The following is a 15996-nucleotide window of genomic DNA, read 5'->3' as shown; positions in this document are numbered from 1 at the left end:
ATATGAAAACGATCAAATTCATTGCTATCATACTCCTTTTTACAGGACTCTTTATCACTGGCTGTACCAAACAACCATACTATGATGTTCCAACAGACCCGAGCGGGAATGTGGTGATTACGGATATTGCCACGGCGCAAACGGACGGAATTTCTTTGCTGGATGACCATTTTACTGTGGTGGCAACCCTCCCGAATGCAAAATCCGGAGATGTGATGAAGGTGGAACTATTAAAGTTGCAGCCTATGGGAACCAGCGGTAGTAATCAGCTGTTGCCTTTGGCTGGTACACAGAAAGACGTAACGGTAGGTGCCGATCTGAAAGCCACCATTACCTATACAAGAGCAGAAGCCAAACTGGAAAATGTCGGCGACTATGTTACCGTAACATTTGCCGGGAAAACCGAGTCTGCCATCAAACGGATTGACATGGTTTCCGCAGCTGCATTATCTGGTCCGAAATACAATGGTAATGAAGTAGCCCTGACACGGGGCGCGGGCACCGCTTACCTTGACTTTGATGTACATCCGAAAAATGGAACGTATGAAGGAGAAGTAACCGTTAAGCGGAAGAATGGTGCAAACGACGCATGGGTAACTGTTGGAAATTATGCGGCACCGGCAAAAATTCCCATCTCCGGAACTGATTTTTCAACTGGTAAGGATACGATGTTCTATTCCTTTGTAGCTGCACAGGATAGCTACACTGAAGAAATAAACACCCAGATCGTTATCAGCGAACCGGCCTTTTTTGCAAAACGGACAGGTAGCCTGGTGCTGGCTGCAAAAGGAGGAGTAAACCCTATAAGCGGAACTGCCGTTACTGCGGATGATGCTAATGCCATGCTAGCGGTGAGCGGTTCCTCACTCGCTATAAAAGGAGGCGCCCAGTGGGAAACAGGCGGCAAAAGCGTAACCTTTGTACCTTCCACACCGGAGTTGTATAGCAAGGATAACGCAAAGGAAACGATGGATGCCTTCAACGCAGGCGCGCCGGTATCTTCAGCTGATCCGGCTGCCGGGACAGGCGTTTATATTTTTAAGCTGGTAAACGGACCGGCCGCTGCAGATACCTGGTATGGGATCATGAAAGTTGTGAAAGTGGTTCCGGGTGCATCCCTCGATATTGAGTATCGTATCGGATATACTTACGAGCAGCTTTCCCAGATGGAATAGTTTGAGTAAAATAAAGTAAATCGTCATCAAAAGTAAAAGCCGTCCGCTGGTATGCATTATACCCGGATGGCTTTACTTTTTAATTTATCAGTTGAGAAGTAACATCTTTTCACATTCAATTTTTCCCCCATATTCCTAATTTGAAAGGAATGCTTATATTTATATTATTGGTTATTTTCCATTAATTGTTCGAACCCGGCCGTTAGGGTCCCAAACCATATCTAGATGCTTGTTAGTAACAAACATTTCATTCCTGTAATAGGACTTGATATACACATTGTTATTCTCTTCGGATTTCCGGTACCATTGCCCCATCCATACATCGGGCTTGTGATAGACCCCATGGACTATGTGCCGTTTATAGGCGCTACCACCAAGATAAATCATGTGCCCCGCGGCAAGAGCGATACCAGCGGCATGCTGGTATTCCTTTTTCACATTCCCATGGGAGGCCCTTTTTTACTGGCGCCAATGATAGGGCATGATTCCGTTAATTTTTTCGGCAGTAAGAAAGTAAAAGTAGATGGAAACCTGATGAGCCCTTCCGGCCATATGCTGATGACCTGCAACGATATAGGCATACCATTGTCGCTTACACCGGGCAAGAAATTTATTCCCATTCCCAGTTTATACCTGCCCACTTCTTACTCTATTCCGCTGTCGTTTGGCAAGCCGGTGATGGTGGGCGGCCCCTTTGTACCGGATTGGGCGGGCGTAATACTAAACCTGCTCATGTCCTATGGATTTGGCGCCGCTTTGAAGGGCCTGGGCAAAGCAGGAAAAAAACTGACCACTAAATTTAATCACGCGTTAAAGAATAAAGTAGGCAGCAATAAACTGAGCAAAGCCCTTTGTAAGAAAGGCTTTGAGCCGGTAGACCTGGTACAGGGAATTGTGATCTATGATGGTGTTGACTTTGAACTGCCGGGTCCTCTTCCATTGAAGTGGGAACGTTCCTGGAATAGTGATAGTTCGTTTAAGGGCTTGCTGGGTCATGGTACCCACCTGGGTTTTGATATGCGCGTACAGGAATTTTTTGGGGAAGATGTGACCGTCGTTTTGCTCGGAGATGGCCGCAGTGCCGTATTTGAATCATTACCGTACAATGGCGACCGTGATTATAACCGGCATGAAAAACTGACGCTCACACGCACTAACCTGGATGAATATACGTTGTTTGACCAGGAAGAAAGACTTACCCGCACTTTCCGTAAACAGCACCCGCGGGACGATCAATACCGGCTGATCAGCATAGCAGATGAAGCGGGCTTTATGATCAGTTTTCATTACAATGCACAGGGGCACCTGCTACGCATCATTGACAGCGCCCGCAGGCACCTGCTGATCAATAATGACCCGGCAGGCAGGATCACCCGCGTTACCGCGCAGCATCGCGGGCAGCAACGCCTCCTGGTAAGCTACGCTTATAATGAAGCCGGGGATCTATGCGAACTCACAGATGCATTAGGTCAAACTACGTATATCCAATACCGTGATCATCTCATGGTAAAGAAAACAGACCGCAACGGCCAATCCTTCTACTGGGAATATGACAAACAGCAACGCTGCATCCACACTTCCAGTGATGACGGTGTACTCGAAGGCTTCCTGGAATACCATCCGGAAGCGGGTTTCAACCGTATCACCAATGCACAGGGGAATACCACTACCTACTATTATACGCCTGATTTTGTGGTTTCGCAGATTAAAAACCCCTTGAATAATTCCATCTTCTTCACCTATACGGAAGATATGGAAGTATACCGGATCGTAGATGCAGAAGGTAACGCTACCGGCTATACGTATGATGACATGGGCAATCAGATCAGCATTGTAAATCCTGACGGTTCGGGCCCGGCTGCTTCCTACGATGCCACCGGCCGGCTGCTGCGTGTTGCAGACGCAGCAGGTAACAGCCGCACCTATATTCATGATCCGGAGAGCGGGTTACTGCACACACTCACAGAAGCGGATGGCAGGATGCGCATCTTCCGGTACAACGAAAATGGGTTGCTGAGCAAAATAGAAGACGAAGAAGAAAACGCCACCTTACTCACCTATGATGAGGATTTTAATTTAAACAGCATCACGCTGCCGGATGGCGGCAAAACTACCTGGGAATACGATGCCTGGGGGCAATGCGTACAACTGGCTAACCCGTTGCAGGAGCAGCAGGTATTCCGTTATGATGCACTGGGCCGCGTTACGGCTGTCCGCCTGCCGGATGGTAACCAGGTCACATTACAGTACAATGCATATGATGAAGTGGTGAGCGCAAAAGATAAACACAAGGAAGTACGCTTTAAATATACCGCCCTGGGCAGTATAAAACAGCGGGAAGAAAATGGCGCCAGTATAAATTTTATCTATAATAAAGATGAAGAGCTGACCGGTATCGTCAATGAATATGGAGATACCTATCGTTTCGCGCGTAATGCCAATGGGGAAATCATCCGCGAAACAGGCTTCGATGGTATTACCCGTCACTATGAACGGGATGCCGCCGGACGGGTCATCAAAGTTCATCGTCCCGGTGGTAAATGGACCAGCTACGAATACAGTTACAACGGACTGCTTACCCGCGCAGAATACAGCGATGGCAGCTGGGAAGCCTATAGCTATGATCGTAACGACCAGGTAATAGCAGCCATGAGCAATAATAATACGGTGAACTTTGAATACGATGCAATGGGCCGCATCGTTGCTGAAATACAGGACGGCTATACCGTCAGCAGCCGCTATGATGCGGAAGGAAGAAGAACCGGTCTGCAAAGCAGCCTGGGGGCTGATATCACGACGCAGTGGAGTGAGATGGGAAACCTTACAGGCATACACGCTTCAACAGCAGCATCCGCTCATCCGTGGGTGGCGCATATGCAGCATAATCTCCTGGGACTGGAAATTGAACGCACTTTGCCGGGTGGCGTAAAAAGCAACTGGTCGTATCATCCCGGTTCTGCTACCAATGGTACACCCGATATGCATACCGTTACCAGCAACGGTAAAACCCTGCGTAAACGCGCCTATCACTGGGATGCCAGCCAACGGCTCAAACAGATCATGAACGGCATCACCGGCAGTATGGTGAAGTTCGGACATGATGAAATAGGCAACCTCGCGTGGGCACAATATGAAGACGGTAACTATGACTACCGGTTGCCCGATAAAGCCGGTAATGTGTACGGAACACAAACGCGCAAAGACCGTAAATATACTGCCGGTGGCCGTTTACAGGAAACAGACGCTGCCCGGTTTATCTATGATGAAGAAGGAAATCTGATCAAAAAAATTGTTACACAATCTTCCTTTCCTGTAACATGGGAATATGAGTGGTATGGCAATGGTATGCTGAAACAGGTGCGCCGCCCTGATCAGAAAACAATCAGCTACCAGTATGATGCCCTGGGCCGCAGAACAGAAAAAATTTTCAACGGGCAGATAACACGCTTTCTGTGGGATACACAGGTACCCCTGCACGAATGGCGCTATCCGGCTGCGGAGAAACCACAATCCATCGTGGATGAATATGGAGAGATACGGCAGGATCATGCGGAGCCGGTGCCCCCGGAAACCCTTATCACCTGGGTGTTTGAAGGTGATACTTTTAAACTGGCCGCTAAAATAACAGCACAACAGCAGTATACGGTCATTACCGATCACCTGGGCACACCCTGTGAAGCCTACGATGAACAAGGACAAAAAGTATGGAGTGCTGAATTGGATATTTATGGAAATGTACGTAAGTTGGAAGGTAGCAAAGACTTTGTTCCTTTCAGGTACCAGGGGCAGTATGAAGATGCGGAAACAGGCCTGTATTATAACCGGTTCCGGTATTATTCGCCCGCAGAAGGGATCTATATCAGCCAGGACCCCATCAGGCTGGAAGGCGGTAATAAATTGTACAGCTATGTGCATGATACAGCATCATGGATTGATCCGCTGGGGCTTGACAGCGTTTTAGGTGCATGGGGAGAAAAAGTAGCTGCCAAGTACCTGTCCGCTAATGGGCACAACGTGTTGGGGTCCATTCAAAACTCATCGGGGCAGGGGTTTGACCTGGTAACAAAAGAGATTAAAACAGGAGACATCCACGTGGTAGAAGTGAAGGCAAGTCATACGAGATGGAGAAGTAAAGCGCGTATGCCCGGCTGGACCAATCGCAACATTGCCAAAATAGGCGGTAATACCAATGGCATGTGGGGCAGTATGCCGACTTACCAGGACGACCTGCTGGATATAATAACGAAAGCCAAGGCAAAAGGTAAATTGAAAAACACCTTGGCACAGATCAATGTACAGGAACGTAGTATCAGAATAAAATGTAAATAGTATGTCAAACAAGGCGGGGTATTCAAAGGAAATAGAAAAGTATATCAAACATTACAGGTATGATGAAGTGATTGATCAGCGATCTTTGTTGAAAGATTTTACCCGGAAGTATAATTTTTTTACAGATAAAGATACCCTGAAGAATTTCCCGCAGGCTATATACAGCGTGTTTTCCGGCGTTCCTAATTGTCATCATATAGCTGCCAAAAACCTGTTGTTTCAGGGTGATGATGAATGCTGGGAATTCTTTGACCGTACGGCGTATTTCCTCACGTATAGCCAGTCGGATGATTTCATAGACCTGGTAACACCGGCGTTAAATTACGCATTGTATATGCAGCGGGAAGAACTGCTGGAAATCCTGCATCGTAAAATGGAAACATATCTGGCCAATGACAATTACAAAACAGACAAAGAACATATAAAACAGGAAGTATACCCCAGTAGTTACCTGGTACATTTTTTATTAAGCAAATATGAGAACAATGATGTGCAGTATAACCAGGTGAAAAAATATGGCAAAGGCGCAGGTATTTACCAGCGTATTATTGATGAGTGGGATACCAGTTTCCAGGAGATAGAACAATCCTATTGGAGCAGTCTTTGTGATTATCACCTGCAGAATTTAAAAGGCACCAAACGTACTGATGAAGAGCATCTCTGGTATGGGCTTATTCCTATGGAGCTGATCAATATGTTTATTGTACGGAAAGAAGCCGGCCTGGATATACCAATCATTGAACACGATCTTTTCAGGACGCCTATGGCCGTATTTCCTCCGGGCAAAACAGGCTATCATCCTGAACTGGATGCGAAATTTCAATTGGTACACAGAACGGTGGAGAACAGGAAAAAATATTCCTATGGTGAAATAATTACTGACTTACAGCGGGAAAATGGTCCGGATGCAGTCATATTTTATTGAAACGGGCCATGATTTTTTAGTAAACCATATCCGCTTTTTCCTCCTGTAGAAGAGGAAACTCCTTCTGTTTACAGGCAATTTTTTTATTGTCGTATACTGCTTTCCCGCACAATCAGTTTACCCGGCAGTATAATTTCTTCTGCGATGAAATTTTTCTTCTTGATATGATTCAGTAGTAAGCGGCAACTCATCTGTCCTATCTCAAACGCAGGTTCTGCAATGGTGGTGAGGGAAGGAGAGATGATGGCAGCAACCGGATCATTGGTAAAGCCCACCACGCCTACTTCTTTTCCGATGGCGATGTGCATGTCTTTCAGCGCCAGCATGGCGCCTACCGCCTTACGGTCGTTGACCGCAAAAACAGCATCCGGTTTGTTGGGAAGTTGCCATAGATCCCGCATGTCTTTTTCGCCGTATGCCTGTGTAAAACCGGAGTGGATGATCCACTCTTTACGCAGTGGTAATTTATGTTTATGCAAGGCATCCGTATAGCCTCTGAGCCGGTTGTCAGTAAAGGTAAGCCCGGTAGGACCGGCAATATGTGCAATTTTTTTGTACCCGTTTTTAATAAGATGTTCGGTGGCTTCAAAGGCGCCGTTATAATCATCCTGCATCACTTTCGATGTGACGATATGTTCTGCTACACGGTCAAAAAATACAACCGGGATACCATCATCCATTACATCCTGAAAATGCTGACAGGCATCTGCTTGGGAAGAAACGGATACCAGTAGCCCATCCAGGCTGCTGAAAGAAAGGTTCCTGATAATGTTGTGTTCCCGTTCTGCATCATCATTGGTAACATACAGGATAATGTTATACCCGTTTTGATAAGCTACTTCCTGGATACCCGTAAACACGGTAGAAAAATAATAATTGGTGATGCCCGGTAATATCACCGCGAGGTTGTGGGTACTGTTTTTTACCAGTCCGGTGGCATTGAAGTTTGGTTTGTAATTCAGCTCTGTAGCTTTTTCCAGCACAATCTTCCTTGTTTCTGCACTTACATCATGCGTATCTCTTAAAGCACGGGATACAGTGGCAACAGAAATCTTCAATGCCTGGGCAATATCTTTTATAGTAGCATAGTGTCGGCGCATTCTCTTACAGGTCTGTTGGAATGATTAAATATAGTGAAAATGGGGCTGTTTCCGATAACGTTCTCGCTGATATTTCTGAAGAACGTGCCGGTACAACGTAATTTGGGGTTAACAAATCAGCACGACCAGGATCACTCATTAAATTTCTTTGTGTATGAAAAGCTGTAATATCCACCATCGATACTTTTATTTTATTTTGATGTTTGTCATGGCCATACCATGGCGTGTTTCGGCTCAAACACCTGCTACTGTAAAAGGTACTGTCACCGATGCAGGCACCAGGTCGCCTATTCCCGGCGTGACCATTACGGTGAAAGGAACTACCCGTGGTGTTACGACCGGTGTGGATGGAAAATATGCCATTCCTTCTTCCGAAGGAGCAGTACTGGTATTTAGTTTTGTAGGATATGAAAAAAAGGAAATTCCTGTGCAACAGCAGTCATCCATAGATGTGGCTTTGCGGCAGGTGTCTTCCGGGTTAAATGAAGTAGTGGTGACTGCACTGGGTATCGAGCGTAAAACCAGGTCACTGGGCTATGCTACGCAGCAGCTGAATAACGCTACTATCAATACGGTAAAAGATCCTGGCGCCAATATTATGAATACGCTGAGCGGTAAAGTAGCCGGCGCAGTAGTAACACCGGCGGCTTCCGGCCCTGGTGGCGCAGTTAGGGTGGTATTGCGTGGTAACCGTTCCATTAGTGGTAATAACAATGCGCTGATCGTAGTGGATGGGGTGCCTATTGATAATACCATGAGTACAGAAGCCGGTGGCGGTGGTTCTGCCAATGCAGTGGCTACCCAGCCCAAAGGCATCAGCAGCGGTTATTCCGGTAGTGATGGCGCCGCCAGCATCAATCCACAGGATGTGGAATCTATCAACGTGTTGAAAGGTCCTGCTGCTGCGGCACTGTATGGTAGCCGCGCTGCAAATGGCGCATTGATCATCACCACAAAAAGTGGTAAAAGTGGCCGCATGTCCGTGAATTACAACGGCGGTGTTTCCGTTGATCAGCCCAATATGCTGATGAAGTTTCAGAATACTTATGGCCGTGGTAATGGTGGTGAATTTGGCGCACGTGCCGGCGCGAGCTGGGGCGCACCTGCAACCACCTATGCCGATAACGTACGCAGTTTCTTCAATACAGGTACGGCCATCAATAATTCCATCGATGTATCCGGCGGTACTGATAAGCTGCGTGGATACGCTTCTTATGCAAATACTTCCAACAAGGGTATCATTCCTGAAAACAGCCTGGAGAGAAATACACTGAATCTACGTGTAGCCGCTGAGGTTATTCCCCGGTTGACAACAGACGTAAAGCTCACTTACATGAGCCAGGATATAAAGAATAAACCCAGGCTGGGTGATCAGGGCATTCCTAATGAAGCATACATTATGCCGCGCGACCTCAGCACCGATTCGCTGAAACGCTACGAGGGCGTTGATGCTACCGGCAAGCCTTTCCCATTATACTGGACAACTTCTTCCATCTTTCAGAATCCTTACTGGGATGTATACCGCAACAGTGTAAATGAATCGCGCAACAGGATCATGCTGATGGGTTCTGCCAAATACCAGTTGAACAGCTGGCTCAGCTTGCAGGGCAGGTATAGCCTGGATCGCTATGATGATAAGATCACTGCATCCTACTACGATGGTACCGTTGCCTTTCCGGTACAGCCGGGCGGCCGTTACATGGAAGCCTATATAAACCATTGGGAACGCAATATGGACGTATTGTTGTCAGGTAATAATACCATCTCCAAAAGTTTTCATGTTAACTATAACATAGGTGGAAGTGTACTGAGCAGTAAAGGATACAATACACAATCACTGGCCGATGGGCTGAGTATCCCCAACCAGTTTAACCTGAACTTTGCTTCATCGCCTGCATTTTCCAATACAACGATAAAGAAGGAAATTCAATCTGTGTATGCTAATGCGCAGCTGGATTTTAAACAATACCTCTATCTCGATGTCAGCGCCAGGAACGACTGGTCATCTACCTTACCAAGTCCTTACAGCTATTTTTATCCTTCCGTAGGATTGTCTGCTGTAATATCTGATATGGCTACGATGCCTTCATGGATTTCTTTTGGTAAAGTACGGGGTGCATATACACAGGTGGGTAATGATGCAGAGCCTTATCTGCTGCTGCAAACCTACAATTTCACACAAGGCGCCGGCAATGGTTTTGTATCAAGGGATTTTACAAAAGCCATCAATAACCTGAAACCGGAACAAACCAAATCGTATGAAGTGGGTACCGAGTGGAGGTTCCTGGATGGCCGCCTGGGACTGGATGCTACCATCTATAAAAATAATACGATCAACCAGTTGATCTATATCGGTCTGCCACAGGCAAGCGGATTTGATCAGCAGTATATCAACGCCGGTAATATTGAGAACAGGGGCGTAGAAGTGATGGTTACCGCTACGCCGGTACAGAAGGATAATTTTACCTGGAATACTTCGGTAAACTTTGCCACCAATAAAAATAAAGTGATCTCCCTGAAAGAAGGGATTGATCAGGCAGACCTGTCGCCTTCCGAAAACTTTGGCAGCCTGCTGATCAGGCCGGGCGGCGCTTATGGCGACATATATGGTTATGCCTGGGCAAAAGACGCAAAAACAGGACAAAACCTGATTTCAGATGCAGGACTGCCTGTGGTGGAAGCTACACAGAAACTGGGAAATTTCAATCCTGATTTCACACTGGGTTGGAGCAACCAGTTGCAGTATAAAAACTTCAGTATGTCGTTCCTGCTGGATGGCAGGGTAGGCGGGATCATCGTATCCGGTACAGACGCCATGCTGGCGGCTTACGGTGTAGCGGACTATACGACCAGTTTCCGTGATGGCGGGTTAGTGCTTCCCGGTGTACATGCAGATGGCAGTACCAATACCACTGCTATCACATCGGAAGACCTGTGGACAACCGTTTCACAAAATGGCCGCAATGCTTTTGGACAGTTCTTTACTTATAGCGCCACTAATTTCCGTTTGAGGGAATTATCCTTCTCTTATAATTTTAAGTTTGATAATAAACTGGTAAAAGGCGCCAGGCTTTCACTCACCGGTCGTAACCTTTTCTTCCTCTACCGTGGAAAATCTGTACTGGATATTCCGGGTATCGGAAAACGTACGTTGCCGGTAGATCCTGAAATGGCGCTGGGTACCAGCAACTACCAGGGCATAGAAGCCGGTCTGCCACCTGCTGTGCGCAGCTTCGGTCTGAATCTGAATGTATCCTTCTAGTCAAACTAAACTTAACAGCCATGAATAAGCAGATAAAATATATTCTCTCACTGATGCTGATGGTATCGCTGGGTAGTTGTACAAAAAATTTCGATGAGCTGAATACAGATCCAGCCAGCCTAACGGAAGCGGGTAAACGTGAAATGCCGTTTATGTTTTCGAGGGCGCAATCTGCAGCAGCCATTAACCAGAGCTATTATCAAACTGTACAAAATCTGTATGCAGATCTGTACGCGCAATATTTTGCCCTGAGTACAACCAGCTTTCAGACAGACCGTTATGTAATAAATGATGGTTGGTTACCCCGCCCCGGTATCATTGCGTATGTACAGGTAGTACCACAGTTGCGTAGTATATTTGAAAATACGGACAGCACTTCCGGTGAGTATGCGCTGGCGGAAATTATGTGGGTATATGCGTTTCATCATCTCACAGATTATTTCGGACCGGTAGCTTATTTTGATGCCGGTAAAGCACAGGATGCGATCGCGTATGATCCGCAGGATAAAATTTATGACGACTTCTTCAAACGCCTGGACCATGCCGTGAAGAACCTGAAACAGGGCCCGGCGACCAATATTTTTGGCACTTATGATCTGATCTATAAAGGTGATGTACAGCAGTGGATCCGTTTTGCAAATACACTGCGTTTAAGACTGGCGCTGCGGGTATCAAAAGTAGATCCCGCACGTGCAAAACAGGAAGCAGAAGCTGCGGTGACAGGAGGCGTGATGACAGAAATTTCCCATTCTGCCAGGATGGAAAAGTCGCTGGAAGGAGGTGATGGCAATGGGTTAGCGCGGGTGGCTTCTTACAATGAATTTAGTATGAGTTCCACAATGGCTTCCTACCTGAAAGGATATAATGACCCACGTATGGAAATATTTTTTCAGCCTGCTGTAGCATCCGGTGCTTTTAGAGGTGTACGCAATGGTTCATCACCGGCTGCTATCAATAAGCCATTGAATCAGCCGGCGGAAACATCCAATGCAGGCGAGTATTGGGCTATCTGGAATTCAGATGGAAAGTCCTGGCTACCACAGCTGGAAGCTCCCAAACACGTGATGCTGGCGGCTGAAGCCTGGTTCCTCAGAGCAGAGGGCGCCATGAATGGATGGAACATGGGCGGCACGGCGCAGTCGCTGTACGAAAAAGGAATTGAAACCAGCATGCTGGACTGGGGTATAAAAGATCAGGCTATCATTAACGCCTATACGCAATCAACTGCTGTACCGGTAGCACCGGATGATGTGGAAAATTCACCGGCAGTTGCGAATATTCCTGTTAAATTTGGTACAGCAGCAGCAATACAACGGCAACAGATAGGTACCCAGAAATGGTTGGCCATTTATCCGGATGGTATGGAAGGTTGGGCAGAATACCGCCGCAGTGGCTATCCTGTGATGTATCCGGTGGCGCAATCCAACAACAGCGACCTGCCCGCAGGTACTTTTATCAAACGTTTACCCTATCCTACTGCGGAGGCAACTACCAATGCGGTAGAGTTGAAGAAAGGGATAGCATTGCTGGGTGGTCCTGATAACGCTGCTACCCGGTTATGGTGGGATGTAGAATAACGATCCGTTTTATAGTGATTAAAAACTTTTATACTTGAATATACTCGTTCCGATACTCATGGTGCTATCCTCACTTTTCGCTGTTCCACAGGAGCCCCTGCCAAAGGTACTCCCCGATGATCATACGGATGCTGTTGCCTTACAACTGCAACAACAGGCAGCACAAGCCTTTCAGTCGCAGGTGCTGCCGCATACGCGGGAAGCATGGGAGCAACAGCGCAGTAAGCTCAAAGCATCGGTTATGCGGGAAACCGGTACCGTGGTAGATCATACGTTGCCATTGCATTACCGGGAAACAGGACATACACAGCTAAAGGGCTATTCCGTAAAGAATATTTTATTTCAGACACGCCCGGGTGTATATGCAACGGCCAGTTTGTATGTGCCGGATGGCAAAGGTCCTTTCCCGGCGGTGATGAACCTGCATGGCCATTGGCCCAATGCACGTATGGCAGACATGGTGCAGCCCATTGCCCATAGCCTGGCGCTAAATGGCTACGTATGCCTGAGTATAGATGCCTGGGGTGCAGGAGAAAGAACCACCATCTCCGGTGAAGCAGAATACCATGGTTCCAACCTGGGCGCTTCCCTGATGAATGTAGGCAACACCCTGATGGGCATGCAACTCACCGACAATATACGTGGGGTAGACCTGTTATGTTCTTTACCACAGGTAGATAAAAATCGTATAGGCGCCACCGGTGCCAGCGGCGGTGGTAACCAAACCATGTGGCTGGCAGCGATGGATGAACGCATCAGGGCCGCCGTACCCGTGGTGAGCGTGGGCACTTTTGAAGCCTACATCCTCAACAGCAACTGTGTATGTGAGCTGCTGCCTGCCGGACTTACCTTCACAGAAGAAGCCGGTATACTGGCCATGGTAGCGCCCCGCGCACTGAAAATATGTAATGGAAATAAAGACGCAAATAAATCATTCTTTCCATCGGAGATGTTGCGTAGCTATAAAAATGCGGCACCAGTATATGAAATGCTGCATGCATCCGACAAACTCGCCTATGAATTGTTTGACGAGCCACACGGCTACTGGCCGGAAATAAGATCTGCGATGGTAGGCTGGTTTGATCTGCAATTAAAAGGAACAGGTACCGGCGCATCCGTAAAGGAACCGGCCTTTGACCTGCTCTCTCAGGATCAGTTACGGACCTTCCCGGTAAATCAGCGGGATACAGCCGTAACCACTACAGTAAGCTGGTGTACGCATACCGGCAGCGAATTACGCGCCCACCTGTTTGAAGAACAAACCATTCATACAAGGGCAAAGCGGGATGCATTGCGTGCGGTATTGCGGATGGGACAGCCTTTACAACTGAAAACAATACATCCTTACGGGCAAGCGCAGGGATGGGATAAGATCGCACTGGAAACAACGGATGGCGAGTGGTTGCCATTGCTGCACAAAGCGCCGGCAAAAAAAGAAAACGGCTATGTGGTACTGAGCAATCCCGGTGGAAAAGACAGCATTCCGGCGGAACTGATCCGGTCGATCCTCAAAGAAGGAAAAGGAATTGTACTGGCGGATCTGTGGGGAACAGGAGAACAGGCTTCACCGGTTGCCACTAAAACAGATGGCAGCCTGCCTCCGTTTCATACGCTGGCCAGGTCTGTACTATGGCTGGGCGGTACCATCCAGGGCAAATGGGTCAACGACCTGGAGCTGATCACTTCGTGGCTGCGTACCAGTTATAGCGCACTTCGTATAGACCTTGACGGTAGTAAGGAAACAGGACTCGCTACTTTATTTACAGCGGCACTTGGCAATGAGGTGAAAAAAGTAACGCTGCATAACAGCCCGGTAAGCTATCAGTTTGCAGGACGCGATGGTATCGACCATTTTAATATGTCCGTACACGTGCCCGGTATCATGAACTGGGGAGATGTATCACTTGCAGCGGCGCTGGCCGGTACCACTGTATTATTTGATACACCGGTGGATATGTCCGGAAAGATGATCAACGGAAAATCTTTACAATATTATAAACAGGAATTCCAGTTACTGAAAAAGCGTAGCCGTCAAAAAGGGCATACGGATTTTATAACAGCAGCAGCAGGCCAGGTACAATAACCGGACGGCTGCGGAAAGCAGAAAAATGCATGTTCCATGAAGAATAACCGGAGAGATTTTTTAAAACTGGCAGGACTGGCCGGGGTAGGTATTACCGGATCAGCCTTATTGCCGGGGTGCGCTACTACCAAAGCAGCGGTACCAACGGATATCATCCGCCGGCAAGCTGGTAAAACCTACCACCAGCAATTTAATATGTCGGGTTATGCAGCGCCAAAAATTGATACCGTGCGGATTGGTTATATAGGACTGGGCAACCGGGGTTCTGCAGCAGTAGAGCGGATCACCTATATCCAGGGCATAGAAATAAAGGGACTGTGCGATATCAGGCCGGAGATGATTGCCAAAACAAAGAAAAGAATTGAAGGCTCCGGTTATAACCCCAACGAATACACGGGAAGTGCAGATGCCTGGAAGCAACTCTGTGAACGGGATGATATTGACCTGATATACATTGCTACTCCCTGGCATCTGCATACGCCTATTGCCTTGTACGCAATGGAACATGGAAAGCATGTGGCCACGGAAATTCCTGCTGCTACTACCGTGGAAGATTGCTGGAAGCTGGTAGAAACATCAGAGCGGACAAAAAAGCATTGTGTGATGCTGGAGAATTGTTGTTACGATTTCTTTGAAATGCTGACCCTCAATATGGCGCGACAGGGTTTCTTTGGTGAAATCGTGCATTGCGAAGGCGCCTACATCCATCATCTGCTCGAAAGCCTTTTCTCCAAAGATGCCCGGTATGATCTGTGGCGGCTGAAAGAGAATACCAAACGTAATGGTAATCTCTATCCCACACATGGTCTGGGGCCTATATGCCAGGTAATGGACATCAACCGGGGCGATAGCATGGAATACCTGGTATCCATGGAAAGCAACGATTTTATGATGCATGATAAGGCTGTAGAACTGGCTGCAACGGATAGTTCCTACAAGCCTTATGTGCAGGCGCATTTCCGCGGTAATATGAATACGACCTCCATCCGCACCCGGAAAGGCCGTACCATTATGCTGCAACATGATGTTACCTCGCCACGCCCTTATTCACGTATTCACCTGGTAAGCGGTACCAAGGCTACTGCACAGAAATATCCACTGGAACCCAGGATTGCTATCAATCATGAAGGATGGGTATCTCCCGAAGAATTTAAAAAACTGGAAGAAAGATACACACCGGATATTGTTAAAAAGATAGGAGAAATGGCAAAGAAAGTAGGCGGTCACGGTGGTATGGACTTCCTGATGGACTGGCGTTTGATTGACTGTTTACGCAATGGACTGCCGATGGATATGGACGTGTACGACGCTGCTGCATGGAGTGTTATCGGTCCTTTGAGCGAATGGTCTGTAGCCAACCGCTCCGGTTCCATCGACATACCCGATTTTACAAATGGTGCCTGGCAACATAATAAACCGGTGGACATCTCCCTGCAACAGGGCGGTACTACCGGTGTACGCAACAAAAAATAATTATCTCACTACATACAAGTGATACCGGCCTTACGGATGCCTTGACATCCGTAAGGGGGATTTATGTCATAA

Annotated in this window: 8 protein-coding genes; 7 read left to right on the top strand and 1 reads right to left on the bottom strand. The window is 47.4% G+C overall.

Annotated elements, in window-relative coordinates; all coding sequences use genetic code 11:
• Nucleotides 1–2 precede the first annotated feature (2 nt).
• From ABQ275_RS18880 to ABQ275_RS18870, 3 genes are all read left to right on the top strand, one after another.
• A complete protein-coding gene (locus ABQ275_RS18880) occupies nucleotides 3–1175 on the top strand; it encodes a hypothetical protein (protein WP_349314718.1) in 1173 nt (390 codons plus the stop codon).
• Between the two features lie 225 nt (nucleotides 1176–1400).
• Complete coding sequence (locus ABQ275_RS18875) at nucleotides 1401–5504, top strand: RHS repeat-associated core domain-containing protein (protein WP_349314717.1); 4104 nt, start codon at nucleotides 1401–1403, stop codon at nucleotides 5502–5504.
• Nucleotide 5505: 1 nt separating this feature from the next.
• Nucleotides 5506–6429: a hypothetical protein gene (locus ABQ275_RS18870; RefSeq protein ID WP_349314716.1), complete on the top strand. Its 924-nt coding sequence runs from the start codon at nucleotides 5506–5508 to the stop codon at nucleotides 6427–6429.
• A gap of 83 nt (nucleotides 6430–6512) precedes the next feature.
• On the opposite strand, the gene ABQ275_RS18865 is transcribed toward ABQ275_RS18870, so the two are convergent.
• A complete protein-coding gene (locus ABQ275_RS18865) occupies nucleotides 6513–7529 on the bottom strand; it encodes a LacI family DNA-binding transcriptional regulator (protein ID WP_349314715.1) in 1017 nt (338 codons plus the stop codon).
• A 154-nt stretch (nucleotides 7530–7683) separates the two neighbouring features.
• On the opposite strand from ABQ275_RS18865, the gene ABQ275_RS18860 reads away from it, so the two are divergent.
• Genes ABQ275_RS18860 through ABQ275_RS18845 form a run of 4 tightly spaced genes read left to right on the top strand, consistent with a single transcriptional unit; the run spans nucleotide 7684 to nucleotide 15924 of the window.
• Nucleotides 7684–10791 carry a SusC/RagA family TonB-linked outer membrane protein gene (locus ABQ275_RS18860; RefSeq protein ID WP_349314714.1) on the top strand — a complete coding sequence of 1036 codons (3108 nt, stop codon included), beginning with the start codon at nucleotides 7684–7686 and terminating at the stop codon, nucleotides 10789–10791.
• A 20-nt stretch (nucleotides 10792–10811) separates the two neighbouring features.
• The gene (locus ABQ275_RS18855; RefSeq protein ID WP_349314713.1) at nucleotides 10812–12368 is read left to right on the top strand and encodes a SusD/RagB family nutrient-binding outer membrane lipoprotein; all 1557 of its coding nucleotides are present in this window, start codon (nucleotides 10812–10814) and stop codon (nucleotides 12366–12368) included.
• A 34-nt stretch (nucleotides 12369–12402) separates the two neighbouring features.
• Nucleotides 12403–14451: an acetylxylan esterase gene (locus ABQ275_RS18850; protein WP_349314712.1), complete on the top strand. Its 2049-nt coding sequence runs from the start codon at nucleotides 12403–12405 to the stop codon at nucleotides 14449–14451.
• A 36-nt stretch (nucleotides 14452–14487) separates the two neighbouring features.
• The gene (locus ABQ275_RS18845; RefSeq protein ID WP_349314711.1) at nucleotides 14488–15924 is read left to right on the top strand and encodes a Gfo/Idh/MocA family oxidoreductase; all 1437 of its coding nucleotides are present in this window, start codon (nucleotides 14488–14490) and stop codon (nucleotides 15922–15924) included.
• Nucleotides 15925–15996: the final 72 nt, after the last annotated feature.

It is taken from the genome of Chitinophaga sp. MM2321, assembly GCF_964033635.1.
Taxonomy (GTDB): Bacteria; Bacteroidota; Bacteroidia; order Chitinophagales; family Chitinophagaceae; genus Chitinophaga.
Note: the sequence above shows the minus strand (reverse complement) of the source record. Positions and strands in the feature narration are given on the sequence as shown.

Bases quoted from the DNA above. Each gene is read 5' to 3' on its own strand.
- ABQ275_RS18880 (WP_349314718.1), top strand. From the start codon at position 3: ATGAAAACGATCAAATTCATTGCTATCATACTCCTTTTTACAGGACTC.
- ABQ275_RS18875 (WP_349314717.1), top strand. From the start codon at position 1,401: ATGCTTGTTAGTAACAAACATTTCATTCCTGTAATAGGACTTGATATA.
- ABQ275_RS18870 (WP_349314716.1), top strand. From the start codon at position 5,506: ATGTCAAACAAGGCGGGGTATTCAAAGGAAATAGAAAAGTATATCAAA.
- ABQ275_RS18865 (WP_349314715.1), bottom strand. From the start codon at position 7,529: ATGCGCCGACACTATGCTACTATAAAAGATATTGCCCAGGCATTGAAG.
- ABQ275_RS18860 (WP_349314714.1), top strand. From the start codon at position 7,684: ATGAAAAGCTGTAATATCCACCATCGATACTTTTATTTTATTTTGATG.
- ABQ275_RS18855 (WP_349314713.1), top strand. From the start codon at position 10,812: ATGAATAAGCAGATAAAATATATTCTCTCACTGATGCTGATGGTATCG.
- ABQ275_RS18845 (WP_349314711.1), top strand. From the start codon at position 14,488: ATGAAGAATAACCGGAGAGATTTTTTAAAACTGGCAGGACTGGCCGGG.